This window comes from Leptolyngbya iicbica LK, assembly GCF_004212215.1.
Classification (GTDB): domain Bacteria; phylum Cyanobacteriota; class Cyanobacteriia; order Phormidesmidales; family Phormidesmidaceae; genus Halomicronema; species Halomicronema iicbica.
Window position 1 is genome coordinate 1,364,873 of sequence record NZ_QVFV01000001.1, and the last position, 25,885, is coordinate 1,390,757.

Genomic DNA, 25,885 nt, shown 5'->3' on the forward strand with positions numbered 1-25,885 from the left:
TTAACTGGTCCCGTGGTTGACCCGCGCGACGAGACACCCCAACTTTCTTACGGTTGGCAGAGCACTGCGCACTCTCGACTGGTCGTCTCCCCCTTTGAGCCAGCCGCCAATTCAACCGCCAGAAATCGCTCGAAAATGGTACAAAGTTATTGGACTCTGGGGACATCGCATGGCTAAGTCGCGCTCAATTTATGTGTGCAACAGTTGCGGGGCCGAGTCGTCGCAGTATTTTGGCAAATGCACCGTCTGCGGCAACTGGAACACCATGGTCGAGCAGGTGACCCAGGCAGCAGAACCCGCCAAGATCGGCGCCGTGCGGGGGCGATCGCGTTCCACCAGTCCGGCCAAAGCGGCCAAGAAGGAGCCCCGCCTGGCCCGCACCCTCAACCAGATTGAAGACCGCCCCCAGCAACGCCAACCCTCCGGCTACGACGAACTCGATCGCGTCCTCGGCGGCGGCATTGTGCCCGGTTCCCTGGTGCTGGTGGGGGGTGATCCGGGGATTGGTAAATCCACCTTATTGCTGCAAGTCGCGAATTATTTGGCCCAACAGATGGGCGTGCTGTATGTCTGCGCGGAGGAATCGGGACAACAGGTCAAGCTGCGATCGCAGCGCCTGGGCATTGGCAGTGTGGAGGGGAATGCCGACGCTGTCCCCCAGCCATCCGCCACGGACGCTGAGCCGACGGCAGCTAATCGGGGACTCTATCTACTGCCGGAAGTGGATCTGGAAACGATTTTGATGGAGTTGGAATCCCTGAAGCCAACGGTAGCGGTGATCGACAGTATCCAAGCGCTGTATTACGGTGCGCTCACTTCAGCGCCGGGGTCAGTGTCACAGGTGCGGGAATGTACGTCTGGCTTGATGCAGGTCGCCAAGCGCGATGACATTGCCCTCTTCATTGTCGGCCATGTGACAAAAGAGGGGGCGATCGCGGGGCCAAAAGTGCTGGAACATTTGGTCGATACAGTGCTGTATTTTGAGGGCGATCGCTTTGCCAGTCATCGCCTGCTGCGATCGGTCAAAAATCGGTTTGGGGCCACCCACGAGCTGGGCATTTTCGAAATGGTGGATCGGGGGCTGCAAGAAGTCCGCAATCCGTCGGAATTATTTTTGGGCAACCGCGATGAAGCCGTGCCGGGCATTGCCACCATCGTGGCCTGTGAAGGCACGCGGCCTCTGGTGGTGGAGTTGCAGTCTCTCGTCAGTCCCACCAGCTACAGTTCGCCGCGCCGATCTACCACGGGCATTGAGTTCAACCGCCTGCTGCAAATTCTGGCGGTGTTGGAAAAGCGGGTTGGCATTCCCCTTTCCAAACTCGATGCTTACGTCGCCTCATCCGGGGGATTGAATGTGGGCGAACCCGCTGCCGATTTGGGCATCGCGTTGGCCGTCGCCGCCAGCTTTCGCGATCGCATCATCGATCCTTACACCGTCATTTTGGGCGAAGTGGGGCTGGGCGGACAGGTGCGGCCCGTTTCGCAATTAGAACTGCGGCTGAAAGAAGCCACCAAACTCGGGTTCAAGCGGGCGATCGTCCCCAAAGGGCAGGGCGGTGTAGACACGCCGCTGGAAGTGCTCCCCGTGGCCCGGGTGATGGATGCGATCGCGATCGGGCTGGGCAGCACCGCTTAAACCCAGGTGAGCCTCCACTGCAGCCCAAAGTAGGTACTTGCTACTGGGTATCCGTTTGCTCGGTCTTTAACAAGTTTTGAATGTTTTGCAGGTTGGGATCATTACCCCAAATTTTGGCGGCCTGAAATAGTAAGACAGCCAAGACCGCGAGACCCAAAAACAGCTTGGCGTAGCTAACGGCGGTGCGCAGAGCAGGGCTAGTGTAAACACGCATTGCAGAATTCCTCCACAAACATTAATGCAATGGACCAAAAAATATTGGGAACAACTGGGTGACCTTGATAGGCGCTAGGCGCTATCGGGTAGATGTCGATAAGGGTCAAGCCCCAGCTCAAAGAGAGCACGGCAATTGAGTTAAGTGATTTTACCGCTGCTTTCTATTATGAAAACTGATGAGTTAAGTGCGATCGCTACGTTTCAGCTTTTACACAAAATTAATACAGAGCCGAACTCCGACTAAGCTTTGATGTCGGCCATGAGATGATCGGTGCGATCGCTCAATGTCCGTCAGCGCCTACACACAAGCCCGTCTATCGGTATCGCCTCAGCGGCTTTAGGCTCTTGAGCCGCCCACTATAAAATTGAAGCAATGATCTGACTTGAAGCAAGTTTGTGAATGCCCCTATTGACCAGCGCAACCCACTCATTTTGATCGCAGATGACGATCGCGCCCTGAGAAAACTATTGGCGATGGCGCTCACCCAAGCTGGGTATCACAGTGTCCAGGTGAGCAGCGGCGAACAAGTGCGACAAGATTTTTTGCGTCTGCAACCCGATCTGGTCTTACTAGATGCGGTGATGCCCGATGGCAATGGGTTTGAATGCTGCCAGCAACTACGCACCGAGTTTCAGACCGAGATTCCCATCCTGATGGTGACGGTGCTGGACGATCAAGACTCGATTGATCGGGCATTTGCGGCGGGAGCCACTGACTACATTACCAAGCCCATTCATTGGGCAGTGTTGCGACAGCGAGTCAAGCGGCTCTTGCTCAGTTATCAAGCTGCCCAACAAGCGCAAGACATTCAGCAACAGCTCCACTTAGCCCACAGTTGGGAAAGTCTACAGCAGGCAATGGTGCAAGGGTTGCATCAACACCTCGCGATCCACTCGTTATTGGCAAATCACACAGAGCTCTATCAAGACTGCTTTCAGGCGCAACAGATCATTGTCTTGAACGTTGATCACACCATCCGGTGGCAATGGCCTAACGCGGCTAGTGAACCACCATCGGCGTTGCATCACGAGCTGGGGAAACTCCTGGCGTCGCTGGCGCAGTCAGCATCAATCGTCCCCCATGCGCCGGCACAGCTCCCGGCCTCTGGCCCCCAATCTGCGGCAGTAACCGCCGCCTTGCAAGACTTGGCAACATACCTCAACTTGACGGCAGTCATCGTGTGGCCACTCGTTTGGGAAGGGGCTGTTTTAGGCTGGCTGCTGCTGGGTAGTCATGCCGAAACCATCGGATCTGCAAACACCCTGGCTCGTGGCCGCCAATTCGCCAGCCTGCTAGCGATCGCTTTAGGAATAACTCAATAAAGCTGAGGGCCGTTCAATCCAGGTATTTTCCCCATGCGGCTCGTGAGTAGGTAACCACGGCCAACGTGACGCGATGGCCAAGACTGGTTGAATTTCTTCAGTACAGGGAACGATTTGCCAAGCGCTCGGAGACCACGACTCAGTCAGCCATTGCTGCGTGATGGCATTGTAAATCGAGACTTCTGCCGTTCGGTAGTTCACGCCAAATAACGCCCCGGTCGCTGAGTGAGTCCCCGTAATTAAGGGGCGCACAGGCATCAGCTCAATCTGCCCAAATCCAGCATCAAAGGTTAATAACGGACGACCCTCTGGCTGACAATAGGTCACCTGCCAATCATGTAAATGAAGCATGACATGGGGTTGTTCTGGACGGCACTCTCCCTTGAAGGTACCAGTGAGGAGATGGCCATTTTGCAATCGATACGTAAAGCGAAACCGCTTGGTTGGGCCGTTAGAGGACTGCTGCGGTCTGAGCCGAGTGTCCGGTAAATGGGGTAAGGCTGACAGGAAAATCATACTGGCTATGGTGTGGAGGAATAAGTGAATAGGTTCATCGGGTTAGGCGTAAGCCACCTGATGGGCTGCCCGTGGCTGCGAAGCACGCGAGCAGGGCGACGTTACGGTGCCGAAAATCCAACGCTGACGGTGAACGTCCCAGAGCGAGAGGTCATATCAATCGTCACCATGCCAATAAACGGACAAACGACTGGCAGAATGGCGATGGAACAGCTTGACCAGTTCTGGGGCCGCAGGCGCAGCCAATTTTGCCATCTGACGGGGCGATCGCTCACGAACGTAAGAACGTCTCGAAAGAGCGACCCCCTAGACAGACTTGGTTTTCGTCATGGCCATCGCCAGGGGAGCACCCGCCAACAGCATCAAGACCCCGGTGATAGACAAAGACGGCTCATCCAGTTCCACCACTTCTTGACTGACACTCGCAGGCACAAAAATCGAAGCATGGGAGAGCGCTTGAGGCTTACCTTTAGCATTGGTGGAAACGCCCAAAGTGCTGAAGGTGCCGTCAGTGACGGTGGTGGCATCGGTAAATAAATAAGCACTGAACGCATTACTCGATTTGAGACTGAGAACAAACGGGCCAGTCAAACTATCCATGTTGAGCAAACTCCAAGTTCCCGCCACCTCGCCTTGATCAGCGGTAAAGTCGCCTTCATCAGACTTGCCCCACAAACTCCAGTCGCTCGCCTCGGTAAAGTCAGCAAACAAGCCATCATTCAGAGCCGTTAAGAAGGCACTTTGAGCACCCGTATCGTTGCCGGTAAAAGCGCCCTGGCAAGTCGCAAAGTTAGCGCCGCCAGCGGTGACCAATGCACTGCTGCAGTCTAATCCGGTGACCTGCAAACCGCCCAAATCTGCGGCTTGACTCGGCAAAGTCGTGACCGCGAGGGTGCCAACGGTTGAGAGGGTTAAAGCCAAAGCTTGCAGAGCGATCGAAGTTTTCATCATGACCTCAGTGATTTATATTTTGTCGGCAATTTTTGTCGGCAATCGAGGCGCGTCTGCCTTGATTGCGTTTTCCATAATCAAAGTCTGGCAAGGTCGTGTTGGTGTTCTTGTTTGGGCTTTGTATAAGTTCCGTATAAGTTTCTTTGGTTAAACCCTCGCGCGGCGAAAAGTTCCCGCTGAGGACCCTCAAATCACCTCTCAATACATCTCCCATCGATCGCTGTAAATGCCCATGCTGTCAGGGAGCTTGGCGTTTGACACACAAGTTGTCCGGAAATCTGTAGGTAGGGCAGCAAGATGAAGCAGAGTCATTGAAGGGCGGCTTGGGTTATGGGTCGGCGATCGCTAAAAGCTTCTTCACAGGGCCAACAAAAAGCCCGACAAGCGTTTGAGCGCACACAATGGACGCAAGAACAGCTAGCCTACGAAGTCGGGTTGAATACGCGGCAGTCGGTCTGGAAGTTTTTGACCGGACGTCCGGTAGAGCGCTACATCTTCGTTGATCTTTGCTTTCGGCTCAATTTAGATTGGCAAGAAATCGCTGATTTACCCACCCCTGTCAGCTCTTTGTCAAAGGGTACTGAGCGGCAGGCTAAGTCGCCCAGCCATGATCCGTTTACCTCGCCAACGGCGATCTCCACCGCCAGCGAAACCGACGATTTGGCCCAGCAATGGCGTGAACACGTGCAGCCGACCATTGCAAACCAATGCGGGGTTTTGCAATCGTCATTAGATCTGGGTCGCCCCCTCTCACTGGAATCGTTGTACACGCCGATTCGCATCGTGCCGCATCTGCGACATCAGCAATGGCTGGATTTAGATGAACTGCAACCCGCGACTCATTTACAACGGTTGCAATTGGCCCAAGCCCATCCTGACGCGGTGGATGCCATGACGGTCATTGAGCAAACCAGTCGCATCTTGCTCTTGGGCAAACCGGGCTCAGGTAAAACCACCTTTTTGCAACATGTGGCTAATCAATGCATCGCGGGACACTACCGACCCGATTGTGTGCCGTTGTTTCTGCAATTGCGGCACACCCTACTAACGCCGCACCTCACCGCAACCGAAGCGGGGCGATCGCCACTCCTCGGCACCCTCACCACCCTCGCGACCACAGCCGGACTCACCACCGCGCAACTACAAACGCTTCTACAGCAAGGGCGGTTGTTGTTGCTGCTGGACGGTTTAGACGAAGTGCCCACCGCGCAACTGAGTGAGCTGCTGCAAGACATTCAAAATTTGGCCCAAACCTATCCCGATAATCCCTGTTTAATTACCGGTCGCCTATCCAATCAACTCCCCTATTTACCAGGCTTTTCGGATGCCGAGGTCGATGATTTTAACCGGCTTCAAGTCCAGACGTTTGTCGAGCGCTGGTTTCAGGCTAATTTGCCAGACCGAGCACTGGCCCAACGTAAAACCCAAGATTTTTTAGATGCGTTGGATAGTGAAGCGCACCAACCTTTAAAGGAACTAGTAGCCACACCAATTTTGCTGAGCTTACTTTGCTCCGTCTTTTTAGGTCGATCAGACTTTCCCAAACAACGCGCCAAACTCTATCAAGCGGGGTTAGATATTCTCTTAGAACGGTGGGACCTGGCGCGGGGCATCCAACGTGATGATCGTTATCGGCAATTGCGAGTGGCTGACAAACTGCAACTGCTGGGGAAAATCGCCGCAACCACCTTTGAGCAGGGACAGTACTTTTTTGAGAAAACCACCCTCTTAGCCCTCATCACTGACTATTGCCAAAGTGTGAGCGAGCAGCCCGCCGCCATCGACTTAGAAACTCAGTATCGGGAAAGTGAGGCCATTCTCGAGGCGATCCAAATCCAGCATGGTCTGATTGTGGAACGGGCGAAAGATATCTATTCGTTCTCACACCTCACCTTCCAAGAGTATTTGACCGCTCGCAAAATCTTGTATCAAGCCACACCCGCCGACTTAGCCGCGACCGTTGCCGACTTTGCCGCCCATACCTTAGACCCCAACTGGCAAGAAGTGCTCCGCCTGAGCGCCAACATGATGACCGTAGCGGATCCTTTGTTAGCTCGTATGCATCAGGAAATTACCGGCCTGATCGCCCAGTCCCCAGACTGTCAGGCGGTGTTAACGGCGATCGCAGACAAGGCCGCAGCTATCGAAAGTGATTATCAACCCGCCGCCATTCGGGCATTTTATTTAACCCTCTTTAGCGATCGCGACCTGCGGTTAGCCACGGCTCTAGATCCCGCCATTGCCCAAGCACTGGCCCCAGATGTCGCCCTTGACTTAGCGCTCGCCCGCAGCTTCGAGTTAGCGCTATCGGTACGGCAAACGCCCGCCGTCGACGCCATGTTAAATCTCATATTTGCGCTGCAACTCGACCAAAAATTTGCGCTGACACCCGCTTTCCAAGCAGCCTTTACAGACTTAAGATCACAGCTACCCGACTGGGAGAATGACTGTGAGTCTTGCTATGCTTGGTGGCGCGATAAGGGTGATCATTGGCTCACCCAATTCCACACGTTACTCATGCAACACCGACACATCGGTCACCTGCGACTCTTGCCTGCGACTCAGCGCGCCTTGCTCCAGCAGTATTACCAACTGCATCTCTTTTGGCTCGATTGCTGGGGCGAAAGTCATACCACACCCGAGTTTGCCGCCACCTACTTACCAACCCTCTTGCAACCCTCGCCACTGGCCCCCTCACCGCAGTTATGACTTCCCCTCTCCCCCGTTCCCCATCGGCGATGTCCTCCTTAAAAATTCTGCTGGCAGAAGATCATCCGGTCAATCAGAAAGTGGCTCTGCTCTTGCTCAAAAAATGTGGCTACCAGGCAGACGTCGCCGCCAATGGCTACGCCGTTCTCGAGGCCATGGCTCAGACTCCTTATCAAGTGGTCTTGATGGATGTGCAAATGCCAGAAATGGATGGCATTCAAGCAACTCAGGAGATTTATCAGCAATATGCACCCGACCAGCGGCCTTATATCATTGCCCTCACTGCCTCGGTGACCCAGGGCGATCGCGAAGAGTGCCTGGCCGCTGGCATGCAGGCTTTTTTAACTAAACCGATTGATGAGGCATCGCTGCGGGTAGCCTTGACCACCGCTGAGGCGCACCTCAATCAGCTGGCATCCCCAACACCCACCCTCCCAACAACAGCACTCCCCAACGACGAGAAACTGCTGGAGCCGCAGGTCCTCGCCGGTCTGCGCCAACTAGCTGGAGAGGCCGCCCCCACGGTGCTGGCTGAATTGCTAGAAGATTTCCTGGCCGACACATTGAGCAACATTGCCAGCATCCACACCGCGATCGCTGAACGTGACGCCGCAGCGTTGCATCAATTAGGGCATCGCTTGCGATCGAGCAGTGCGAATTTAGGCGCTGTGGCCTTATCCCAGCTGGGGCAACAGCTCGAAGACCAAGGGAAAGCCGGTACCTACCCAGATGCGGCACAAGTCGAAACCCAGATGCAACGCACCTACACCGACACCGAAACGGCCTTACGGGCATGGGTACAGTCCCTTTAGACCCATGAGGCTAAGCCCCTGGTCACCGCAGCGATGCCCCTGATGGTCAAGCATGGGGCGATCGCTTCATAACCGATATCCGGAACCAGTCATTTCAGTCAGACCACTGTCTTTTGTGAGCTGGACCTGCTACCGACAGAGACCGTTAAATCAAAACCACACAATGCCAGACGCTGACATAAGCTCAATGGATTCTTCAAAATTCCAGTCGATGGGCAAGGTTGACCAGGACTTGGGCTGAGTCGCAGCAGCGGACTCTGATACAGCCGCCGCCGGGACAGCTGTCGGCTCATCTTTAGGCGCTACCGGGTTATCAGCCAAACTCAAGTTAAGCCAGGGAATCTGGCACGCTGAACTGCTCACCGATGCCGCGATGGGCGCTGTCGGTGTCGCGTGAGTATGCCACACCGAGACCGATGTTAAATGAGCGACCAGAGCAGGAGCCTCTGCTTGGACAGCGGTTTGGAAATCTTGCAACACACCGTCAAAATATGGCACCTGGGCAGGATGGTGCTCCAGACTGGCGCCCCAAGCCGTTTCAGCCGCGATCAAGGTAGCAACAATGGACAGACCAAAGCCACTGGCAAAAATTGCAATGCTCGACATCCGCGATCGCCGTAATGTTGCTCTCATCGGGAAACCTCCACTCGTTTTCAGGATGTTTCCACTATGACCACCCCCTGTTCGCGTTCGAGTTTGCGTTGTGCTTGACTTCTCGCGATCGCGTATAACTTCACCGGGCATCCATCCATCTCTGGAGGTTCAACCGACCTATAACCACGGTTGCAAACCACACCATCCGGTTATTGACAGCCCTAAAGATGACCTGACCAACCCGTGTTACACAAGCATGCACGGGGTGACCAAAACCGGACTAGAGAAGATAGCACTTCACAGGGGCATACTAAGGACGCGCATCATACCCTTTTTATTCCTAAAAAGTTTTGATTCTGCTAACTCTTCGTCATTATGCAAAGTTTCTGTAATTGGCATGGCTTCTCAGCCCTGATTGGGGGAGTCAGCCTGGTGCTTGGGCTCACCGCCTGTAGCGAACCAACTGATAAAATCACCGTCTTAGAACCGACCAATCAAACTTCAGCAGAGCTGGTAACGGCGTCGGAATCACCGACCGAGACTGTCAAATTTGGGGTCTTAGCAATTGACAGCGCGGTCTCTGTCAACGAACGATACACTCCGTTGTTAGATTACCTAACGGCAGCTACTGGGCAAACATTTGAGCTAGTGCCCCTGACGCAAGCCAGCCAATTTCAAGCAGTGGAAGCTAAAACGCTGGATTTTACAACCAATAATCCTCTGGCATCTGTACAAATTCAACGACTATATAACACCCAGTTTTTAGTCACTCACTCGCGCCCTCAAACGGGACCAAAATTCAGCGCTTTGATTATTGTTCACCGAGATAGTGACATCCAAACATTAGAGGATTTAAGGGGCAAGCATGTCGCTTGCGTAAACTTTCAAACAGCCGCAGCTGGATGTGTCTTTCAAATTCAACACTTGCTAGAAAATGGCATTGATCCATTTAGCGAGTTTGGCAAATTCGAGGAAAACAAATCTCAGGACAATATTGTTTTCTCGGTTTTAAATGGCTCTCTCGATGCGGGCTTTATCCGCAGTGGTCAGTTAGAAAAGATGCTCACTCGCGGTTTGCTAGACAGTGTCGATGAGGTGCGAGTGCTTGAACCCAGGGATGATGATTTTTTATACGAACACACAACTGCTTTGTACCCAGAATGGCCGATCGCCGCTTTGCCTGATACAGATCCAGCGCTCATTGCCGACGTTAAGGCAGCGTTGATGGCCATGCCGCCAGGGCACCCGGCATTAGCAGCGGCGAAGCTCGATGGCTTTGTTGAGCCAGAAGACTATAGCGCGATCGAAACCTTAATTGAAAACCTACAACTCAAAAGCTGGGATGCCCCTACCACAGACTAATGCACGTCAGCATCAACTTTCTTCTATACACTCCACTACGATTTACCGCGTCGTTCGCCTAGACCATGAAGGCTACTGTCAATAAGGTTCTCAATCAATTACATTGTTGGCCGCTGCGTCGTCAGAGCTTGACCTTTCAGTATCTAGCCGTGGCGAGTGTCTTCCTGCTAGCCATTCAGCTTGTCTTTGGCCTGATTCAGATTGAATGGCGATATGTGCGCCAGCTGCACTTGCTAGAGCAAAAGGTTGAGAAAAATGCCCGTTTTATTAGTGGCGTCGTGCCAGAAGCCATTCTGACGCTTGATTTCTTATCTGTAGAAACGTTGATCAGGCAGGCAAGTGAGGATGAAGATATCCTGTACATTCTGGTCTTAGATAACGAAGCACAACCGCTAACGCGATCGCTCCCACGCGATCATCCAGCCTTACTGCGTGCCCAGCCCGCCGAGCTGCCGCCACTGCCCCCCCTCGACTTAGTCGAACAGGCACGCACTCAAAATCATGTGCGCGAAATTCGCGCGCCCATTATGTCTGATGGTCGACAATTAGGCGAAGTTTGGCTCGGCTACTCTACCCAAAACCTACGGCAAGAGCTTTATCGGGCCAGTTTGATCATTTTGCTGGCATCGGTTGCGGTGAGCTTGCTGATGGCCAGCCTGACACTGATCCTGTTTAACCGCCAGGTCAATCGCCCCTTGCACGCCGTTATTGAATGGGCTCAAGCGCTCGCCGCAGGCAACTTAGAGCAGCGAGTACTCACCCAGCGCCAGGATGAAATTGGGCAGCTCAATGCCGCTCTCAACACCATGGCCCAACAATTGCAAACCACCTTAGCAGGACTACAACAGCGGATCACTGAGCGACAGGCCGCCGAGCAGCAACTGCAGCAAACCGCTAAGGAACTGGTGCAAGCGAGAGACGAGGCATTAGCAGCGACCCAAGCCAAGGGAGAGTTTCTGGCAAATATGAGTCATGAAATTCGTACCCCGATGAATGGGGTGATTGGCATGACCAGTCTGCTTCTAGAAACGCCTTTGACCCAGCAGCAACAAGACTATGCAGAAACGATTCGCAGTAGCGGCGAAAGCTTACTGACCATCATCAATGACATCTTAGATTTCTCCAAAATTGAGTCCGGCAAACTGGAGTTAGAAAACCAATCTTTTCATCTCCGGACTTGTCTGGAAGAGGTCTTGGAGTTGTTAGCGACTAAGGCCGCCGTCAAATCAGTCATGCTGACCTATGCCATGGATGCCGATGTGCCGCCGGTCATCAATGGTGATGTCACTCGTTTACGCCAGATTTTGGTCAACTTGGTCGGCAATGCGATCAAATTCACCCCAGCGGGAGATGTCGTCGTCAAGGTCACCACAACGGTGATTGCCGACACTGAGCCCCCACCTCAGTGTGAGGGGACCCCCTGTCAATCGCCAGCCTGTCAAACTCATCAAATTCAGTTTGCTGTGCAAGACAACGGTATTGGCATCCCGGTTGCTCGCCAAGAGCGACTGTTTAAGTCGTTTAGCCAGATCGACGCCTCTACCTCCCGGCAGTATGGTGGGACCGGCTTAGGATTAGCGATTTGCAAGCAACTGTGTCACCTCATGGGGGGTGATATTTGGGTCGATAGTGATGAAGGACAAGGCTCAACGTTTTCCTTCACGATTTTGGCAAACGCCTGCCCTGTGCCGGATGCGGAGACTGCTCCCCTGCCAGAGGAGGTCTTGAACAGCAAGCGCCTGCTCATTTTGGAAGAGCACGAACAGACTCGCGCAATCTTGGCTGATCAGTGCCAGCAGTGGGGTATGGTCGTTCAGACGACCACAGCGATCGCTACGGCGCGCTCTTGGCTAGAGCGTTCGGTACCGTTTGATGCGGTCATACTCACCACCACGCTTGCCGCCACCAATATCACCGAGTTCGTGAACTGGATTCGACAGCAATCAGCCTACCAAGCCCTCCCCTTAATCCTGCTATCAACCGTCATTCCAGAAGAATTTGCCGCCGCCAACCAGATTACCAACGCCATCGTATTAAAGAAGCCAATTCGCCAGTCTTACTTACACGATGCACTCATGCGCGTATTTGTGTCGCCGACAGCCCCCGCCTCGCCCCCGCTAGCCGTTCCCAACAAACTCCTGAATCCCCATTTCTCACAGCAGCACCCACTCAGAATTCTGTTGGCCGAAGATAATACCGTTAACCAAAAGCTCGCACTCGGTTTGTTGCAGCGCATGGGCTATCGCGCCGAAGCGGTGGGGAATGGTTTGGAGGTGATTGACGCGCTGTATCGTCAGCCCTATGACTTGATTTTGATGGATGTGCAAATGCCGGAAATGGATGGACTCACGGCTACCCGAGAAATTTGTCGGATCTGGCCCCGCCAACGCCCCTGGATCGTGGCCGTTACTGCTAACGCGATGCAGGGCGATCGCACCGCCTGTTTAGCCGCTGGCGTCGATGCTTACATCAGTAAACCGATTCACCTGGCTGAGTTGGTCACGATTCTTGAACAATGCCCTAAATATGACGCCCCCGCGACGCCCAGAGCCACACCGCCATCGTCTGCTGCTGTTGATATTCCAGTTTCTCAAGCTGCGGCAATGGCCTTGCCACTCATTGATCGAGCGACACTAGACAGCTACGGTTTTGATGCGGGAACGCTAGCGATGCTAATTGAGAGTTTTGTGACTGAGACGCCTGACCTCTTAGCGCAAATTGCGGCGGCGATCGCGACGGCAAATGCCCCACAACTCAGCTTTGCCGCGCATACCCTCAAGTCTGCAAGTGTGGCGCTAGGCGTCGCTCGGTTATCCGCCTTGTGTCAGCATCTGGAAGGGTTAGGCAAAGCAGGTACCGCTGCAGCAGCGAGCGACCAACTCGAGATCCTTCAGGATTTATATATTCAGTCGGTGCAGGCATTGGAAGCACTCGTTGCATAAGCATCAACCCTCTGGAACCCCGACGCGCATCCATGGCCGGAGACACCAGACCAGCATCAATGGGGCAATCGTCCATACTGCTCGTGCGATGCTCCCAACGGTGAAAATCACGATTACTCTCAGAGAGGCGCCCAGTCCCTTCTTGCCCTGAGTCTTTCTGATGCGATTCTTGAGTCCGTCGATTAATGCTGATCATCAGCAGTCGGAGATGGCAGTTAGTCAGGCTAGAAAAAACGCCCCTTTCCGTGACTGGAGAGAGGCGTGAGTTGTCTGGTTTATGTTGAGCAGGAGGAAAGCAAGAAAGCTAGACCTAAGCGGTGTAGCGGACGCCGCGATAGGTCAGTTCTTCAGTCGGCTGACGTAGGGCGACGTTGAATTGCTTTTGGCTGTAGGATTTGCCTCGGAAGGTGAGGGTTTCGCCAGTTTCAGTAGCAGCGATCGCAGGCGTGGCAGCTTCGTAGGATTGGCCGAGGAAAGAGAGTTTCATGGTGGGGACTCCGTTGCGGGTGTGGGTTTTGTTTGATGCATCAATCATCTCGTGAAAGCCCAATGTAGTGGGTGATACGAGTATCGATGGCCTGGTGATAATTACGAGCTAGAGCTGTGTTACCAACAGGAGCCACCAGTGATGAAAGTAGTCAACAAGTTATGAGACGGATCACATCTACAGTCGGGCAGGCCAAGAAAAAGGTTCTGGGCCGTCAGGATACAGCGCCTCGGAGCTCAAAAGATAATTCTCTTACGGAGTTCGGACACTGAGCCTGGTGAAGTCCCTCAACGAGCGTTGTTAAGGGGCTGGCAAGTTGTGGATAGAGCAGGAAACAGCGTGGGCGTTAAGCAGGTGGTGATGACGATTCCTTAGTGGCTAGCGGCCAAGCCATCGACGGTCTGGATGGGGGAGTTCGGTAAGTCGAGTCCCAGCCCTCTGCATACAGTTCATCAAACCAGTTGAGATAGCGCAGCATCTCCAGCTTTAACGGGCGAGCCATTACGCCACAGCATCTTTCTCAAGGTTGTCCTGGCGGAGTTGGTCAAAGTCGATCGCGCCTTTGTCCAGGTTCTCTTCGCGGAGGGCATCGAAATCAATGGCGGCCACTTCGTAGACGGCCCCTTTATCCAAGTTCTCTTCACGAAGTTGGTCAAAGTCCACCGCGCCTTTGTCCAAGTTCTCTTCGCGGAGAGCATCGAAATCAATGGCGGCCACTTCGTAGACGGCCCCTTTATCCAAGTTCTCTTCACGCAGTTGGTCAAAGTCTACAGCGCCTTTGTCCAGGTTCTCTTCGCGCAATTCACTGAAGTCAGGGATAGCGTAGCTCGCGGGAGCAATGGCGATCGTTGCAGCGTTACAGCAAGAGCTTTCATGGTTTGAACTCCTTTGTCGCTTCTGCGACTGATTTATCTTGAGTTCTATAGTCGGCCCCCCACCTGAGGTCTGCCTGACTGCCATCTGAGCTGGGCTTAATCGCTTCCTGAGAAGTCTGAGCGATTGCTAACCGTAACCTGAATCCGAGTGAGCCCCGTCACCACGCATCTGAAAACTCCCCTTAACGCAAAAAGGCACTCCCCAGAAGAGGAGTGCCTTTCATTAGGTTCTCAGACTAGCTGAGCAGTCGAGGACTAACCGATGATTTCGGGAGCCTCAGCCGCTGCCAAGTCGAGGGGGAAGTTGTGAGCATTACGCTCGTGCATCACTTCCNNNGTGCAGACCGATGGCGTTGGAGGAAGGCACCACCGCACCGTAGATGATGTTGTTGCCGTACATCAAGGAGCCAGCGACGGGCTCACGGATGCCGTCGATGTCAACGGGAGGTGCAGCAATAAAGGCGATAACGAAGCAAGTGGTCGCTGCCAGCAGGGTGGGGATCATCAACACGCCGAACCAGCCCACATACAGGCGGTTTTCGGTGCTGGTCACCCACTGACAGAACTGTTCCCAAAGGGAAGCAGATGTCTGTTGTTGAAGTGTCGTAGTCATTATCAAAAATGAGTGCAGTTTACAAATGCCCTGTCCAAGCTAAGGACATAGGCGAGAAAGTGTATGTATGACTATAAATTAACGAATGTGTAACGGAATGTAAACCATCGTTCGATAGAGTTCGTTTATAGATCTCATCCGCGCTCATTAGGACTTTTGCTTTTTTAAAGTTGAATCTTGCACTCTGCAATATCTGTGCTGGGCCAGGATAGAAAAAAGCCCCTCACCGGATTGGTGAAGGGGCAGGTGTTGTCTGACTTGAGTCACGCAAGCGGGAGGAAACATCGTGTTTAAGAGTGGTAGCGCACACCGCGATAGGTCATTTCGTTACTGGGCTGGTGGCGTGGGCTGACGGTATATTGCTTGCGGTGATAAGGCTTACCGAGGAAGGTGGCGGTTTCGCGAGTCTCGACAGCGTCAACCGCAGGCGTGGACGCTTCGTAGGACTGGCCGAGGAAAGCAAGTTTCATGGTGAGGGCTCCGTAGTGGGGGCGTTGTTATGGATAGAAACAGCCCCTTTCGGAACACTTCCTGGCATAAAAGTGTGTCCCTTCTCACAGGGGAGTGTGATAGAGCGCTCAGCATTAAAAAGCCTCCCCAGACTGTCGCGGCTGAGGAGGCTTCACCTTTCATTCAGGAGACCATCTGGTGATGGCGCTTATAGAATGCCCAAATGCTGGGGGCGGATGGGTGCGGCGGAAAGTTAAGCGGTGAGGTGTTCGTTGAGGCCATCAATGGCGGCATCAATGCCAGCGGCGGCGGTCTCTAAGTGGACATCCTGGTGGCCTTCGCTCAGGCAGTGTTCGAGGTAGCCCAGTTCGATGACCAGGCGTTGGACGATCGCTTTCAAGCGACGTTGGTGGTTCGTTGGGCGGGTGGTGATGGTGGTGGGGTGCATGGCGAGAATCCTCGGCAGTTCGGCATTACTGTTGTGATATCGCGGCTCCCCTTGTTGCAGCTAGACCCCATTTCTCAACAAAGACCGCGTTGCACGATCGCTTTCGCGCAACACGGTCTCGCATCACCATCTGGGAGCCGGGTCATCGTCATCCCCCTACACGCGATCGGGCAATGACTGGTGGCGGCCAACCTTAAACCGGATCTGCCTGCTGCGGTCAGGCGCTAACAAGCTCGCTACGTCAATGCTGAGGGCTGACTAAGCAGGGGCTTGCAGGCGCTGGTTCATTTCGGTGGCGTATTGCTCGGCGTTGAGGCCTACCACCAGGTGCAGCACCTGATCTTCTAGCCGCATGGCCGCTTTTACGCCAGATGCAGTCAGGACCGCATCGTTAACTTGCGCGGGGTCAGTCACTTCCACCCGCAGGCGAGTCATCGCCACCGGATCTACGACCCGAATGTTGTTGACGCCCCCGAGCGCCGCAATCATTTGCTGAGCTTTTGCACCGGCTGCGGGGTCAGCCTGCACGGTGGGTAACGCTGGCGCTGCAGTTGCCATCGATTCACCGGCGACCATTTCGGGCACCTGATCCGCCTCATCCCCAGCGGTCTTCAGGTATTCGATCATGTCGGTTTTGAGGTTTTCCGATCGCGGGCCAAAAATCGCTTGGGCATTGTTGCCAATTTGCAGCACGCCGGAGGCGCCGAGCGCCTTCAATCGAGCAATGTTGACTTTGCCCATATCTTTGACACCGATGCGCAGGCGGGTGATGCAGGCATCTAGACTGTCGATGTTGCTGCGGCCCCCAAAGGCGAGCACCAACTCGCGAGACATGGCCTCGGCATCTTTAGGCAAACCAGCGGCCACATCCCCGGTGATTTCCTCATCTTCGCGACCGGGGGTTTTGAGGTTAAACCGCTTGATCACAAACCGGAAGCTGAAGTAATACAGGGCGGCAAACAGCGGCGCAAAGGCCGGAATCAGCCAGACTCTCGTGCCCAGGTTATAGAAGAGGAAAAAGTCGATGAACCCGTGGGAAAAGGTGAAGCCCATGCGACCGTCGAGCATCACAAAGAGGAAATCGGCAAAGCCCGCGAGGACGGCGTGGAGCAGGAAGAGCACCGGAGCGACGAAGACAAAGGCGAATTCGATCGGTTCCGTAATGCCGGTGAGAAAGGAGGTCAGGGCGGCGGACAGCATGATACCGCCGACTTGCTTGCGGTTTTGGGGTTTGGCGCAGTGCCACATGGCGATCGCCGCCGCGGGCAAACCAAACATTTTGAACCAGTAAGCGCCCCCGATAATGCCGGCGGTGGGGTCGCCAGCAAAGAAGCGGTTGATGTCGCCGGTCACCGTTTCGCCACTAATGGGATCTACAAACGAACCGATTTGGAAGAAGAACGGCACGTTCCACACGTGGTGTAGACCAAAGGGAATCAGCAACCGCTCGACAAAACCGTATATCGCCACGGTCAGCGGCACGTTGTCTCCTTCGGCGGCCCAGGCAGCAAAGCTATCAATCAAACCGCCAATGGGCGGCCAGATGAAGCTCATCAAAATGCCGACGCCGATCGCGGTAAAGGCCGTGATGATGGGCACAAACCGCTTGCCCGCAAAGAAACCTAGATACTGCGGCAGCTTGATGCGAAAAAAGCGATTGAACATGTAAGCGGCGACGCAGCCCATAATTAAACCGCCAAACACCCCGGTATCCAACGACGGAATGCCCATGATGGGCTTGAGAATCTCGGGGTCGAGATTGAAGAAGAGGACAGAAGAGACGCCCAAGGTGGCGAGGAAAACCACGAAACCGACGACCGCCGCCAAGGCCGAAACCCCATCGTTGGCGGTATAGCCGATCGCGACGGCGATCGCAAAAATCACCGGCAGATTCGCAAAGATGGCGTCTCCCGAGCTTTTCATAATTTCGGCGAGCCAAGCGGGGAGCCAGCCGAATTTGGCGCTGGTCAGGACGCCTTCTTGAATTTTTTGAATCTCGATCAGGCGGGCGCTGCCCAAGCCGAGCAAAATGCCCGCCACGGGTAATACGGACACGGGCAGCATCAGCGATTTGCCCATTTTTTGGAGCAGGCCAAAGGCTTTATTCCAGAACTTTTGCAGGGCTGACGGCTCGGCGGTCGTCGCGGCGGCACTCGTCATCGATTCGTCCTCGTAAGGGTCAGTAAGGGGGGATGGGGAATGGGTTTTGGGTGTTAGGTGAGGGGTCGGATGCTTGAGGGTTGCGGGTGAGCCCTCACCCTAAATCCCTCTTCCAAAACTGGGAGAGGGACTTGCTCCGGCCCCCCTTCTCCCAGTTTTGGGAGAAGGGGCTGGGGGATGAGGGCCAACCATGGGCTCAGCAAGTCAGTCATTGACCTAGTCTTCTTCCAGGGGTACCAGGTCGCGGACTTCGGCGGCGGTTTCCAGGCCGAGGGCTTGGGCGGCGAGTTTTTGGCAATGATCGAGGTCGAGCGATCGCACTTGGGCCTTGATGCTCGGAATCATGGTGACGCTGGCGCTGAGTTCGCGCACGCCGAGGCCGATGAGAATGGGGATGGCCTGGGGGTCGCTGCCGATGCCGCCGCAGACGCCGACCCATTTGCCATAGCGTCCGGCCCCTTGCACTGCCTGGTCAATTAGACGGAGGACAGCGGGATGCACGCCATCGACAAAGGGGGCGAGTTTGGGGTGGCCGCGATCGACTGCCAGGGTGTATTGGGTGAGGTCATTGGTACCGACAGAAAAGAAGTCCACTTCTTTTGCCAGGGTTTCCGCCATGATGGCGGCGGAGGGCACCTCGATCATGATGCCGACTTCGACCGGGGGCAGGTCGAGCTGCTGACGTTCCTCTTCCAACATGGCTTTGGCCATCCGCAATTCTTCAATGCGGCCAATCATGGGAAACATCACCCGCAGTTGGCCCGCGCTGGCGGCCCGAAGAATGGCGCGGAGTTGCGTGCGCTGGAGTTCCGGTTGGTCGAAGCCAAAGCGGATACCCCGTTCCCCCAGGAAGGGGTTTTCCTCGTGGGCCATGGGCAGGTAGGGCAAGGGCTTGTCGCCGCCCACATCCAGCGTGCGAATGATGATCGGTTTGTCCGGCCCCATGGCTTCGGCAATGCCCCGATAGATCCCGGTTTGTTCGTCTTCGGTGGGTGCTTGGGGGCGCTCCATAAAGACGAATTCCGTCCGCAACAGGCCGACGCCTTCCGCCCCGAGGGATGCCGCTTCTTCCGCATCTTTGATGCTGCCGATGTTGGCGACCACTTCGACTGGGTGACCATCTTGGGTAATGGCGGGTTCAAAGGCGTGCTTGAGATCTTCGGCGCGCTTGGCCTGTTGGCGCTCAATGCGGGCTTTGGTGCGTTCAATCTCTTGGACGGGGGCATTGAGCCGCAGCTTGCCCTTGGTGCCATCGAGAATGACGGGGGTGCCGTCGGCCAAATCCATAATGCGGGGTTCGATGCCCGCGATCGCGGGTATACCCATCGAGCGCGCCAAAATCGCCACGTGGGAAGTCGCCCCCCCCGCCAGGGTACAGAAGCCGACGACGCGATTGCGGTCCAGATTCGCCATATCTGAGGGGGTCAGGTCTTCGGCCACCAACACCGTGTCGCGAGGATACTTAATTTCCGTGGCTTCCACCCCAGTCAGGATGCGTAGCACTCGCATACCGACATCGCGCACGTCGTTCGCCCGCTGCGCCAGCAGTTCATTATCTAACTGGGCGAGCTGATCAGCTTGTTCTTGATAGGTTTGTTGCCAGGCAAAGGCCGCGCTTTTACCCTTGTTGATGGCGCTGGTGGCAATGTCCAGCAGTTCCGGGTCGTCCAGAATTTCCTGGTGCGCCGCAAAGATCGCCGCCTTGCCCGGATCGCCTTGACCATGCACCTTGGCGCGAATGGACTCGACTTCCAGGGCGGCTTTGGCGATCGCCTTTTCTAGCTGGCGGCTTTCTTGCGTGGGGGTGCCGCCCAATTCAGGCACATCGAGCTTTTGCTCTCGCACCCGGTAAGTATTGCCCACCGCCAGTCCCGACGAGGCCGCCACTCCGAGGAGGATGTTGGGGTCGTCGGATTTGGGCTGTGGGGGCGGCGCTTTCAACGCCGACTGGGCGATACTGGCGGGAGCCGAGGCGGGGGCGGTGCCCGCTTCTCCCAAGCCCGATCGCACCGCTGCAGTCAGGTCAGTAATCGCTTGTCTGGCATCCGGGCCCTGGGCTTCGAGGGTCACCGTTTCCCCGTTGCCGACTTGCAAATTCATCAGGGCGACCACACTTTTGGCATTGGCGCAATCGCTACCTCGATGCAGAGCGATCTGGGACTGATACTTTTTCGCCAGATTCACCAACACTGCCGCTGGGCGCGCGTGGAGTCCCGTGGGGTTAGCAATCACAATCGGTTCCGAGGTGGCCATTTCACCGTCGGTGGCTGCCGTATCGGCACTCACCGCCGCCAAGACCAACTCTAGAAAAATGTCTTGCGCTGATTGCACCAGGCCCGATGGGTAGACAAATTCGGCCACGCGCTCAGTGTTCGTTACGACCACTTGGGTCAACAGGCTTTTGGCATGCAGCGCCACATAATCAAGGTCAAACTCAATGAGGGGCGTGCCTGTGGTCACGCGATCGCCCAAATTCACTTTGGGAGTAAACCCTTCACCGCGCAGCTCCACCGTGTCCAGGCCGATGTGCATCAGAATCTCAACCCCCTCGGGGGTTTTGACGGTGACCGCATGGTTAGCGGGATGGATTTGAACGACCTCCCCATCACAGGGAGCCACCAAAAGATTCGAGGTGGGATCGATGGAAATGCCGTCCCCCACCATTTTCTGTGCAAAAACCGGGTCAGGCACCTGTTCAATCGGCAGTAAAAATCCCGATAGCGGCGCCACCAGACGCACAGTTTGCCCCGTCTGCGATGGAACTTGCAACACCATAAGACAGCTTGTAAAAACGTCAGATTAAATTCTGAATCTACAAAGCTTTGATTCTTTCCAGGGGATTCTTTTACAAAGATTCTTACGTGACGGCAGCCCCCGAGTCAGCTTGAGATGCCCCTGAAACGCGCACCACCAAGCTCTTTGGCGACTTAATCTGCGGTGTTGGCGCATCGAGAATCGATACAATCCGCAAGGCGATCGCGCCAATTATCATCCCCGGCCCTCATCCTGCACTTATGGACGAACCGCCGTAAGTTCGGGATAAGAAATTCGAGCGCCTTTGCTCACCGGTTGGATCGCAAATCCCCTCCTCAGGAGCTAATCTTGTAGGGGTTTAGAAACAGCTGCAGCGCCCTGTTTGACAAAGAAGAAACGTTCAATGGCAGTGGCCAATACGTTGACACCTGNNNCAACTTAGTCTATACAATCACCGCTAGCTTCTGCTAAACGAGGTGTCTGCGATTCTCTGATAGGCTCGTACAAAACCCCTACAGGATTAGCCTCAGGAGGGGTGGCCGAAGGACGGGGTGGGTGCTGTCAGTGGCTTACCCACCCCATCAGCCCCTCCTAAGAGGGGAAAGTAAAGGGTTTTGGCTTAACCCGAACTGACGTAGTTTAGCGTCGCTGACCAGTCCCCGCGATCGCCCAGCAGACCGGCAACCCGTTAGCTACAAACATGTCAGGCCATCTACGCCATCAGGGGGAATCTGGGGTTTGGTAAGCTTGCGAACTGTCATAAGTGAGAGTTTGCCTTACGCTGAAACTCTGAGGACGTGTGGGCGATTGTGACGCCTGCTGCTGTGAGCGGGGAAATTCATGTTAGTGACATTGTTGTTACTGTTGGCGCTGACCTGTGGTGCCGCGATCGCCCTCGGCTTGTTGATTGTGGGCTTATTCGAAGCACCCTGGCTGTTTCTCTTAGTCTTGCTGGGTTTGGGGCTTTGGGGGTTGCAACGAGTTGCCGTCTACGCCACCGCCGAGGATGAACCGACCTCAGAGGAGGCCCCCACCGAGCCCTCAGCTCAGCCAGCGTCACCCATCCATGACGGCCCCACCTTCACCTATCGCGGCGTCAAATACAACGCCCCATCACCAGAAAAGTCGCAAGGTGAGTCGGCCCAAGTGACCGAAGGCGTTTATCGGGGTCAGCGCTGGCGGCGCACCAATAATGCCGATACCTCAGAGTCAGCCCCGTCCTCAGCCCAACCTCGACCCGAGATGAAATATCGCGGCCACACTGTGCAGCAGTAACGGCATTCGCGGTGTCGTCGTTGCGGCACCGGCCGCTAGTCCTCGACCAGTGATTCCAGTTCGGTTTTGAGACGCACCCGTTGGAGCAGGTCGGGCGTCATGTGAACCACAATGTCGATGTCGCTGTTGGGAGTCGCTTTACCACGGGCAACAGAGCCAAAAATGCCGATGCGAGTTACCCCATAGCGTTCTTGAAACTCAGCCTGGTGCTGTTTTAACTGCTGCAAAATCTCGGCTTGGGTGGTGGCGTCACTCATAACAGGCACAGGCGATCGCTGTTCCTATCTTACTGAAAGGCTCTGTGGTTACTGAGGTGAGAGTGCGGTGGTCAGGCCCAAGTGCTGCACAAAGGGAATGAAGTCGCGATCGCTGAACAGCAATGTGTGATTTGCTTCGATGCAAAAGGTCGCAATGATGACATCAATTGTTTTTCTCACCGTGATGCCACGCTTTCTCAAGGTGCGGAAGTTTTCAGCACTTTTGATCGCCAACTCAGGATTGCTCAGTTGAAAGACCGTCAGGGATGTCATCAACTGCTTGGCGGTTTCGTAATCAGCATCTTGCCGAAACCCCTGCAAGACTTCAGTGAGAATGATGTCACCGATCGCTAGGGGGTGAGTGTCTAAAAGCTGGTCGAGGAGTTCTACCTGGGGCGTGTTTTGACCATTGAAGTAGTCAATCCACACGCTGGAATCCACGAGAATCATGCATTCGTTCTCATAGCATCTAGATCACCTTCCCAGGCCAACTTGCCTCGAAAGCCTTTGATGGCTTCCTGACGTTTGATTTGCAAGAGCATTTTTAGCGCGAGTTCAATAACCTGGTCAGTGGTATCGAGTCCAGTTACTTTGAGGGCATCAGCGATCAAGGCGTCATCGACTTCAACATTGGTTTTCATGGTTTCTGATGGAATACATTCTATTGATTGTTAGCGTAGCCCATCCTAAACTCGATATCCCTTGCGGATAATGTCTTGCTGGGTATTCATGTTGATGTTTAAAGACTTTTGATCGGGACTTGCAGATACTCGTCAGGTTTAGCTTGATTGTTCTGAATGTCAAAAAACTGCTGCTCGATCGCTTTTAAGACGGTCGCGCTGTAGTAGGCGGTGCCGCAGTCAGTGCAAATCTCGACTGGGGTATTTGGCACAATCAGGTATTGGCCTTTATGACTGTAGAGATAAGTGGTCTGTCGTTCTTCGTAGTGAGTGCTGCCGCAGGTGTTACATCGTTTGGCTGACATGGTGTTTATGTCCTCGTTTCAGGATCGATGAATTTAGGTGAGCCTTAAATGTAGAAACACTTCACACCCACAGCCTTTCTACTGCGTAGAGATCAAAATGCGAATCTTTGCTGACAATAACGAGGGCGTTATTGAGGGCTTGGGCAATTAACATGCGATCAAACGGATCGCGGTGATGCAAAGGCAGTTGACGCACTTGCACCGTATCTTCAAAGGTAATGGGTAACAGAAGAATATCGGAAGCGGCAAGCTCAATCCCGATCGCTTCATAGGGTTGATTGAGGGCAAGTTTGCCCAATTGAACCTTGATGGCAATCTCCCAGAGACTCGCAATGCTGAGATAGACGGTGTCTGCTTTATCAATCCGATCTTTCAGGGGTTGGGGCAGGTTGGAGTGGTTTTCACTCAACCAGATGAATGCGTGCGTATCCAGAAGAAAAGCGGTCACGACATATAGTCCTGAAAGTCTTCTAAAGGCTCATCAAAATCATCAGGTAGAGGCAAGACAAAGGTGCCTTGTAAAATGCCGGAACGTCGCTTGAGAGGCTGTGACCCCTGACCAGAATTATCTTTGGCGTAATTGGCAATTAAGTATTCGGCATAGTGCAGTAGCTCATGCTTCAAGTTATCCGGCATGTGCTCTAGCGCTTGGACAATTTGGGTATCAATGGTCATCGCCTCGCCTCCAGATGCTGAGTTCCATTCTAAGGGCGCGGAAAGGGCATGCGGGGTGGGGCGGTCTGACCCATGAGGTCGATTTCTTCGGGGGTGAGGCCGTAGGCTTGGTTGACGAGGCTAGAGATGCGGTGCTCTAGGGTGGAGTCTCGCAACTCTGCGACGAGGGGGCAACGGTGCAACGTGGGGCAAGCGAGAAGGCTTAGGCGGTGGACTTGGGACTATTCAATCCCGAGCTGTTGCTTCAGTTCTTTGGAGATATTCCTGGCTTTGGCGACTTCTTCAGCGGCGGGCCATTGGGTAGATTCGTTCCATTTTATTTTGCTAAGGTCGACACCGCTGAGGTCGGCACCGTCGAGACTGGCATCGCTGAGGTCAGCCCCGCTGAGGTTGGTGCCGCTGAGGTTGGTATCGCTGAGGTCGACACCGCTGAGGATGGTACCGCTGAGGTCAGCGAAGTCGAGATTGGCTCCACTGAGATTAGTTCTGTTTAAGAGGCCATCGTAGCCAAGGTTGGCTTCCTTGAGGTCGGTACAGCTGAGCTGGGCCCCGCTGAGGTTAGCACCGCTGAGGTCGACACCGCTGAGGATGGTACCGCTGAGGTCGGCACCGCTAAGATCAGCCCCGCTGAGGTTGCCACTCTTGAGGATGGCCTGCCTGAGGTTAGCATTGCAGAAACTTGCATTGCAGTAGCGGTCACGGCCGAAGACGGCACCGCTGAGGTCGGCACCGCTGAGGTCGGCACCGCTGAAGTTGGTATCTTCGAGGTTAGCCTCCTTGAGGTTAGCACTACGGATGTGAGCTTCTTCGAGGTTGGCCCCGCTGAGGTCAGCCCCGCTGAGGTCAGCCCCGCTGAGGTCGGTACCGCTGAGGTCGGCACCATAGAGGCTAGCACCGTAGAGGTAGGCCTCTTTAAGGTTACCTCCCCTAAGGTAGGCCTCTTCGAGATTGATATCGTTGAGATAGGTTCCACTGAGGTTGGCCCTGCTGAGGTTGGCCCCGCTGAGGTTGGCCCTGCTGAGGTTGGCCCTGCTGAGGTCGGCACCACTAAGGTTGGTATTTTGGCGGTTGATAGTGTCGTGGATCAAGGCGAGATAATCACTCTCGATACCGTCAACGTGACAGTTTGGGTATTGATTTTTAGTGCCACCAATATCAAACAGATTGGCACCGCTAAGATCAGCACGATGGAGGTTGGCTTCTTCGAGGTTGGTACCACGGAGCCACGTATTTCTGAGGTTTGCCTTCCTGAGGTCGGCACCGCTAAGATCGGCACCGCTAAGATCGGCACCGCTGAGGTCGTCACCGTGGAGGTTGGCATTCCTGAGATCAGCACCACTGAGGTTAATGGTTTGTAAATCTGCTTTTGGAATATCTATCTCATAAAACGAAATATTGTCTTCATATAAATCTTCTATTGCTTTTCTGCGTGCATAGCTCGTTTCAATACCGTGAGCATTGTCAATGGTCTGCCATGCTTCATAATGTCGCTGCTTTTTTCGTTCGGGAATTTCCTTGAAGTAAAGGACTACCGCTGAAGCGATTGCAATTGACTCTGCACTATCAAATATTACTTTTGCAGGATTGACTGATTTGTCGGGTTCAAGGACGATTGCGAGACCAGCCAAAATGACGACAACTTCTGTGATTAACCGCCATGTAGGAATTGACAGTAGTTGCTCCTCAATATTATTAAATGTTTTTTTTGCCTTCATCACGACTCAACCAAATTTGTTGTCACTTTGCCAAAGGCAAATCGATAACTGACAAGTCCTTACCGCGATTGAATTTGTTCTGACTGCTGAGTGGGTGCCCTTGCCTTTCAGCGTAGGATTAGCGCTTTGG

At 54.4% G+C, this 25,885-nt stretch carries 26 protein-coding genes and 1 pseudogene; 7 read left to right on the plus strand and 20 right to left on the minus strand.

Annotation, left to right across the window (positions count from 1 at the left end):
• The first annotated feature begins 169 nt into the window (after nucleotides 1-169).
• On the plus strand, nucleotides 170-1,636 hold the full coding sequence (gene radA / locus DYY88_RS05745) for a DNA repair protein RadA (RefSeq protein ID WP_039725957.1): 1,467 nt from the start codon (nucleotides 170-172) through the stop codon (nucleotides 1,634-1,636).
• A gap of 40 nt (nucleotides 1,637-1,676) precedes the next feature.
• On the opposite strand, the gene DYY88_RS23980 is transcribed toward radA, so the two are convergent.
• Complete coding sequence (locus tag DYY88_RS23980) at nucleotides 1,677-1,850, minus strand: hypothetical protein (protein WP_160299516.1); 174 nt, start codon at nucleotides 1,848-1,850, stop codon at nucleotides 1,677-1,679.
• Nucleotides 1,851-2,248: 398 nt separating this feature from the next.
• Here DYY88_RS23980 and DYY88_RS05750 point away from each other — a divergent pair, with 398 nt between their 5' ends.
• Nucleotides 2,249-3,175, plus strand: a complete 927-nt coding sequence (locus DYY88_RS05750) for a response regulator (protein ID WP_039725959.1) — start codon at nucleotides 2,249-2,251, stop codon at nucleotides 3,173-3,175.
• Here the strand turns inward: DYY88_RS05750 and DYY88_RS05755 are convergent.
• The 3 genes from DYY88_RS05755 to DYY88_RS05760 all read right to left on the minus strand — a co-directional run bounded on the left by DYY88_RS05755 (nucleotide 3,158) and on the right by DYY88_RS05760 (nucleotide 4,639).
• Complete coding sequence (locus DYY88_RS05755; protein WP_130199330.1) at nucleotides 3,158-3,526, minus strand: hypothetical protein; 369 nt, start codon at nucleotides 3,524-3,526, stop codon at nucleotides 3,158-3,160. The two genes, DYY88_RS05750 and DYY88_RS05755, sit on opposite strands and share 18 nt — an antisense overlap.
• 266 nt (nucleotides 3,527-3,792) lie before the next feature.
• Entirely contained in the window at nucleotides 3,793-3,966 is a 174-nt protein-coding gene (locus DYY88_RS23985) for a hypothetical protein (protein ID WP_165390098.1), read from the minus strand.
• A gap of 31 nt (nucleotides 3,967-3,997) precedes the next feature.
• Entirely contained in the window at nucleotides 3,998-4,639 is a 642-nt protein-coding gene (locus DYY88_RS05760; protein ID WP_052288282.1) for a hypothetical protein, read from the minus strand.
• A 333-nt stretch (nucleotides 4,640-4,972) separates the two neighbouring features.
• On the opposite strand from DYY88_RS05760, the gene DYY88_RS05765 reads away from it, so the two are divergent.
• Together DYY88_RS05765 and DYY88_RS05770 are read left to right on the plus strand one after the other, a co-directional pair.
• Nucleotides 4,973-7,351 (plus strand): NACHT domain-containing protein, encoded by a 2,379-nt coding sequence (locus DYY88_RS05765; RefSeq protein ID WP_052288283.1) that lies wholly within the window; start codon nucleotides 4,973-4,975, stop codon nucleotides 7,349-7,351.
• Nucleotides 7,348-8,163: a response regulator gene (locus tag DYY88_RS05770; RefSeq protein ID WP_084606999.1), complete on the plus strand. Its 816-nt coding sequence runs from the start codon at nucleotides 7,348-7,350 to the stop codon at nucleotides 8,161-8,163. The genes DYY88_RS05765 and DYY88_RS05770 overlap by 4 nt, the downstream gene beginning before the upstream one ends.
• A 150-nt stretch (nucleotides 8,164-8,313) precedes the next feature.
• Here the strand turns inward: DYY88_RS05770 and DYY88_RS05775 are convergent, their stop codons facing one another.
• The gene (locus tag DYY88_RS05775; RefSeq protein WP_130199331.1) at nucleotides 8,314-8,796 is read right to left on the minus strand and encodes a hypothetical protein; all 483 of its coding nucleotides are present in this window, start codon (nucleotides 8,794-8,796) and stop codon (nucleotides 8,314-8,316) included.
• 336 nt (nucleotides 8,797-9,132) lie between these two features.
• Between DYY88_RS05775 and DYY88_RS05780 the strand changes: the two genes are divergently transcribed.
• Nucleotides 9,133-10,119: a phosphate/phosphite/phosphonate ABC transporter substrate-binding protein gene (locus tag DYY88_RS05780; RefSeq protein ID WP_044151081.1), complete on the plus strand. Its 987-nt coding sequence runs from the start codon at nucleotides 9,133-9,135 to the stop codon at nucleotides 10,117-10,119.
• A 65-nt stretch (nucleotides 10,120-10,184) separates the two neighbouring features.
• On the plus strand, nucleotides 10,185-13,061 hold the full coding sequence (locus tag DYY88_RS05785; protein WP_084607000.1) for a response regulator: 2,877 nt from the start codon (nucleotides 10,185-10,187) through the stop codon (nucleotides 13,059-13,061).
• 310 nt (nucleotides 13,062-13,371) lie between these two features.
• Here the strand turns inward: DYY88_RS05785 and DYY88_RS05790 are convergent, their stop codons facing one another.
• The 7 genes and pseudogenes from DYY88_RS05790 to ptsP form a co-directional block, all read right to left on the minus strand.
• Nucleotides 13,372-13,548, minus strand: a complete 177-nt coding sequence (locus DYY88_RS05790; protein ID WP_084607207.1) for a DUF4278 domain-containing protein — start codon at nucleotides 13,546-13,548, stop codon at nucleotides 13,372-13,374.
• A gap of 501 nt (nucleotides 13,549-14,049) precedes the next feature.
• Nucleotides 14,050-14,508, minus strand: coding sequence for a hypothetical protein (locus tag DYY88_RS05795; protein ID WP_165390099.1), 459 nt, complete (start codon nucleotides 14,506-14,508; stop codon nucleotides 14,050-14,052).
• Between the two features lie 252 nt (nucleotides 14,509-14,760).
• Nucleotides 14,761-15,036, minus strand: a pseudogene (locus DYY88_RS05800) (photosystem II q(b) protein); the annotation flags it as partial.
• Between the two features lie 290 nt (nucleotides 15,037-15,326).
• The gene (locus DYY88_RS05805; RefSeq protein ID WP_039725966.1) at nucleotides 15,327-15,506 is read right to left on the minus strand and encodes a DUF4278 domain-containing protein; all 180 of its coding nucleotides are present in this window, start codon (nucleotides 15,504-15,506) and stop codon (nucleotides 15,327-15,329) included.
• A gap of 233 nt (nucleotides 15,507-15,739) precedes the next feature.
• Nucleotides 15,740-15,934, minus strand: coding sequence for a hypothetical protein (locus DYY88_RS05810; protein WP_039725968.1), 195 nt, complete (start codon nucleotides 15,932-15,934; stop codon nucleotides 15,740-15,742).
• Nucleotides 15,935-16,192: 258 nt separating this feature from the next.
• Complete coding sequence (gene ptsG, locus DYY88_RS05815) at nucleotides 16,193-18,094, minus strand: glucose-specific PTS transporter subunit IIBC (protein WP_044151084.1); 1,902 nt, start codon at nucleotides 18,092-18,094, stop codon at nucleotides 16,193-16,195.
• Between the two features lie 216 nt (nucleotides 18,095-18,310).
• A complete protein-coding gene (ptsP, locus tag DYY88_RS05820) occupies nucleotides 18,311-20,869 on the minus strand; it encodes a phosphoenolpyruvate--protein phosphotransferase (RefSeq protein ID WP_039725969.1) in 2,559 nt (852 codons plus the stop codon).
• A gap of 819 nt (nucleotides 20,870-21,688) precedes the next feature.
• Between ptsP and DYY88_RS05825 the strand changes: the two genes are divergently transcribed.
• Nucleotides 21,689-22,123, plus strand: coding sequence for a DUF4278 domain-containing protein (locus DYY88_RS05825; protein WP_039725970.1), 435 nt, complete (start codon nucleotides 21,689-21,691; stop codon nucleotides 22,121-22,123).
• 35 nt (nucleotides 22,124-22,158) lie between these two features.
• Here the strand turns inward: DYY88_RS05825 and DYY88_RS05830 are convergent, their stop codons facing one another.
• The 8 genes from DYY88_RS05830 to DYY88_RS05860 form a co-directional block, all read right to left on the minus strand.
• Nucleotides 22,159-22,380, minus strand: a complete 222-nt coding sequence (locus DYY88_RS05830) for a nucleotidyltransferase family protein (RefSeq protein WP_044151085.1) — start codon at nucleotides 22,378-22,380, stop codon at nucleotides 22,159-22,161.
• A 48-nt stretch (nucleotides 22,381-22,428) separates the two neighbouring features.
• Nucleotides 22,429-22,830: a type II toxin-antitoxin system VapC family toxin gene (gene vapC, locus DYY88_RS05835; RefSeq protein ID WP_039725971.1), complete on the minus strand. Its 402-nt coding sequence runs from the start codon at nucleotides 22,828-22,830 to the stop codon at nucleotides 22,429-22,431.
• Entirely contained in the window at nucleotides 22,827-23,021 is a 195-nt protein-coding gene (locus DYY88_RS05840) for a type II toxin-antitoxin system VapB family antitoxin (RefSeq protein WP_039725973.1), read from the minus strand. The genes vapC and DYY88_RS05840 overlap by 4 nt, the downstream gene beginning before the upstream one ends.
• Nucleotides 23,022-23,119: 98 nt before the next feature.
• Nucleotides 23,120-23,365, minus strand: coding sequence for a type II toxin-antitoxin system MqsA family antitoxin (locus tag DYY88_RS05845; RefSeq protein ID WP_039725974.1), 246 nt, complete (start codon nucleotides 23,363-23,365; stop codon nucleotides 23,120-23,122).
• Between the two features lie 61 nt (nucleotides 23,366-23,426).
• The gene (locus DYY88_RS05850) at nucleotides 23,427-23,813 is read right to left on the minus strand and encodes a type II toxin-antitoxin system VapC family toxin (protein ID WP_039725975.1); all 387 of its coding nucleotides are present in this window, start codon (nucleotides 23,811-23,813) and stop codon (nucleotides 23,427-23,429) included.
• Entirely contained in the window at nucleotides 23,810-24,040 is a 231-nt protein-coding gene (gene vapB, locus DYY88_RS05855; protein WP_039725976.1) for a type II toxin-antitoxin system VapB family antitoxin, read from the minus strand. Before vapB ends, DYY88_RS05850 begins: the two co-directional genes overlap by 4 nt.
• Nucleotides 24,041-24,069: 29 nt before the next feature.
• Nucleotides 24,070-24,222 carry a hypothetical protein gene (locus DYY88_RS23990; protein WP_160299517.1) on the minus strand — a complete coding sequence of 51 codons (153 nt, stop codon included), beginning with the start codon at nucleotides 24,220-24,222 and terminating at the stop codon, nucleotides 24,070-24,072.
• Nucleotides 24,223-24,261: 39 nt separating this feature from the next.
• Nucleotides 24,262-25,755: a pentapeptide repeat-containing protein gene (locus DYY88_RS05860; protein ID WP_052288285.1), complete on the minus strand. Its 1,494-nt coding sequence runs from the start codon at nucleotides 25,753-25,755 to the stop codon at nucleotides 24,262-24,264.
• Nucleotides 25,756-25,885 lie beyond the last annotated feature (130 nt).

Coding starts and splice junctions, on each gene's coding strand:
- DYY88_RS05810 (WP_039725968.1), bottom strand. CDS start 15,934: ATGCACCCCACCACCATCACCACCCGCCCAACGAACCACCAACGTCGC.
- radA (WP_039725957.1), top strand. CDS start 170: ATGGCTAAGTCGCGCTCAATTTATGTGTGCAACAGTTGCGGGGCCGAG.
- DYY88_RS05805 (WP_039725966.1), bottom strand. CDS start 15,506: ATGAAACTTGCTTTCCTCGGCCAGTCCTACGAAGCGTCCACGCCTGCG.
- vapB (WP_039725976.1), bottom strand. CDS start 24,040: ATGACCATTGATACCCAAATTGTCCAAGCGCTAGAGCACATGCCGGAT.
- DYY88_RS05765 (WP_052288283.1), top strand. CDS start 4,973: ATGGGTCGGCGATCGCTAAAAGCTTCTTCACAGGGCCAACAAAAAGCC.
- DYY88_RS05790 (WP_084607207.1), bottom strand. CDS start 13,548: ATGAAACTCTCTTTCCTCGGCCAATCCTACGAAGCTGCCACGCCTGCG.
- DYY88_RS05770 (WP_084606999.1), top strand. CDS start 7,348: ATGACTTCCCCTCTCCCCCGTTCCCCATCGGCGATGTCCTCCTTAAAA.
- DYY88_RS05780 (WP_044151081.1), top strand. CDS start 9,133: ATGCAAAGTTTCTGTAATTGGCATGGCTTCTCAGCCCTGATTGGGGGA.
- vapC (WP_039725971.1), bottom strand. CDS start 22,830: ATGATTCTCGTGGATTCCAGCGTGTGGATTGACTACTTCAATGGTCAA.
- DYY88_RS05830 (WP_044151085.1), bottom strand. CDS start 22,380: ATGAGTGACGCCACCACCCAAGCCGAGATTTTGCAGCAGTTAAAACAG.
- DYY88_RS05860 (WP_052288285.1), bottom strand. CDS start 25,755: ATGAAGGCAAAAAAAACATTTAATAATATTGAGGAGCAACTACTGTCA.
- DYY88_RS05755 (WP_130199330.1), bottom strand. CDS start 3,526: ATGCTTCATTTACATGATTGGCAGGTGACCTATTGTCAGCCAGAGGGT.
- DYY88_RS05760 (WP_052288282.1), bottom strand. CDS start 4,639: ATGAAAACTTCGATCGCTCTGCAAGCTTTGGCTTTAACCCTCTCAACC.
- ptsG (WP_044151084.1), bottom strand. CDS start 18,094: ATGACGAGTGCCGCCGCGACGACCGCCGAGCCGTCAGCCCTGCAAAAG.
- DYY88_RS23980 (WP_160299516.1), bottom strand. CDS start 1,850: ATGCGTGTTTACACTAGCCCTGCTCTGCGCACCGCCGTTAGCTACGCC.
- DYY88_RS05840 (WP_039725973.1), bottom strand. CDS start 23,021: ATGAAAACCAATGTTGAAGTCGATGACGCCTTGATCGCTGATGCCCTC.
- DYY88_RS05775 (WP_130199331.1), bottom strand. CDS start 8,796: ATGAGAGCAACATTACGGCGATCGCGGATGTCGAGCATTGCAATTTTT.
- DYY88_RS05825 (WP_039725970.1), top strand. CDS start 21,689: ATGTTAGTGACATTGTTGTTACTGTTGGCGCTGACCTGTGGTGCCGCG.
- DYY88_RS05845 (WP_039725974.1), bottom strand. CDS start 23,365: ATGTCAGCCAAACGATGTAACACCTGCGGCAGCACTCACTACGAAGAA.
- DYY88_RS05785 (WP_084607000.1), top strand. CDS start 10,185: ATGAAGGCTACTGTCAATAAGGTTCTCAATCAATTACATTGTTGGCCG.
- DYY88_RS05795 (WP_165390099.1), bottom strand. CDS start 14,508: ATGGCAGTCAGGCAGACCTCAGGTGGGGGGCCGACTATAGAACTCAAG.
- ptsP (WP_039725969.1), bottom strand. CDS start 20,869: ATGGTGTTGCAAGTTCCATCGCAGACGGGGCAAACTGTGCGTCTGGTG.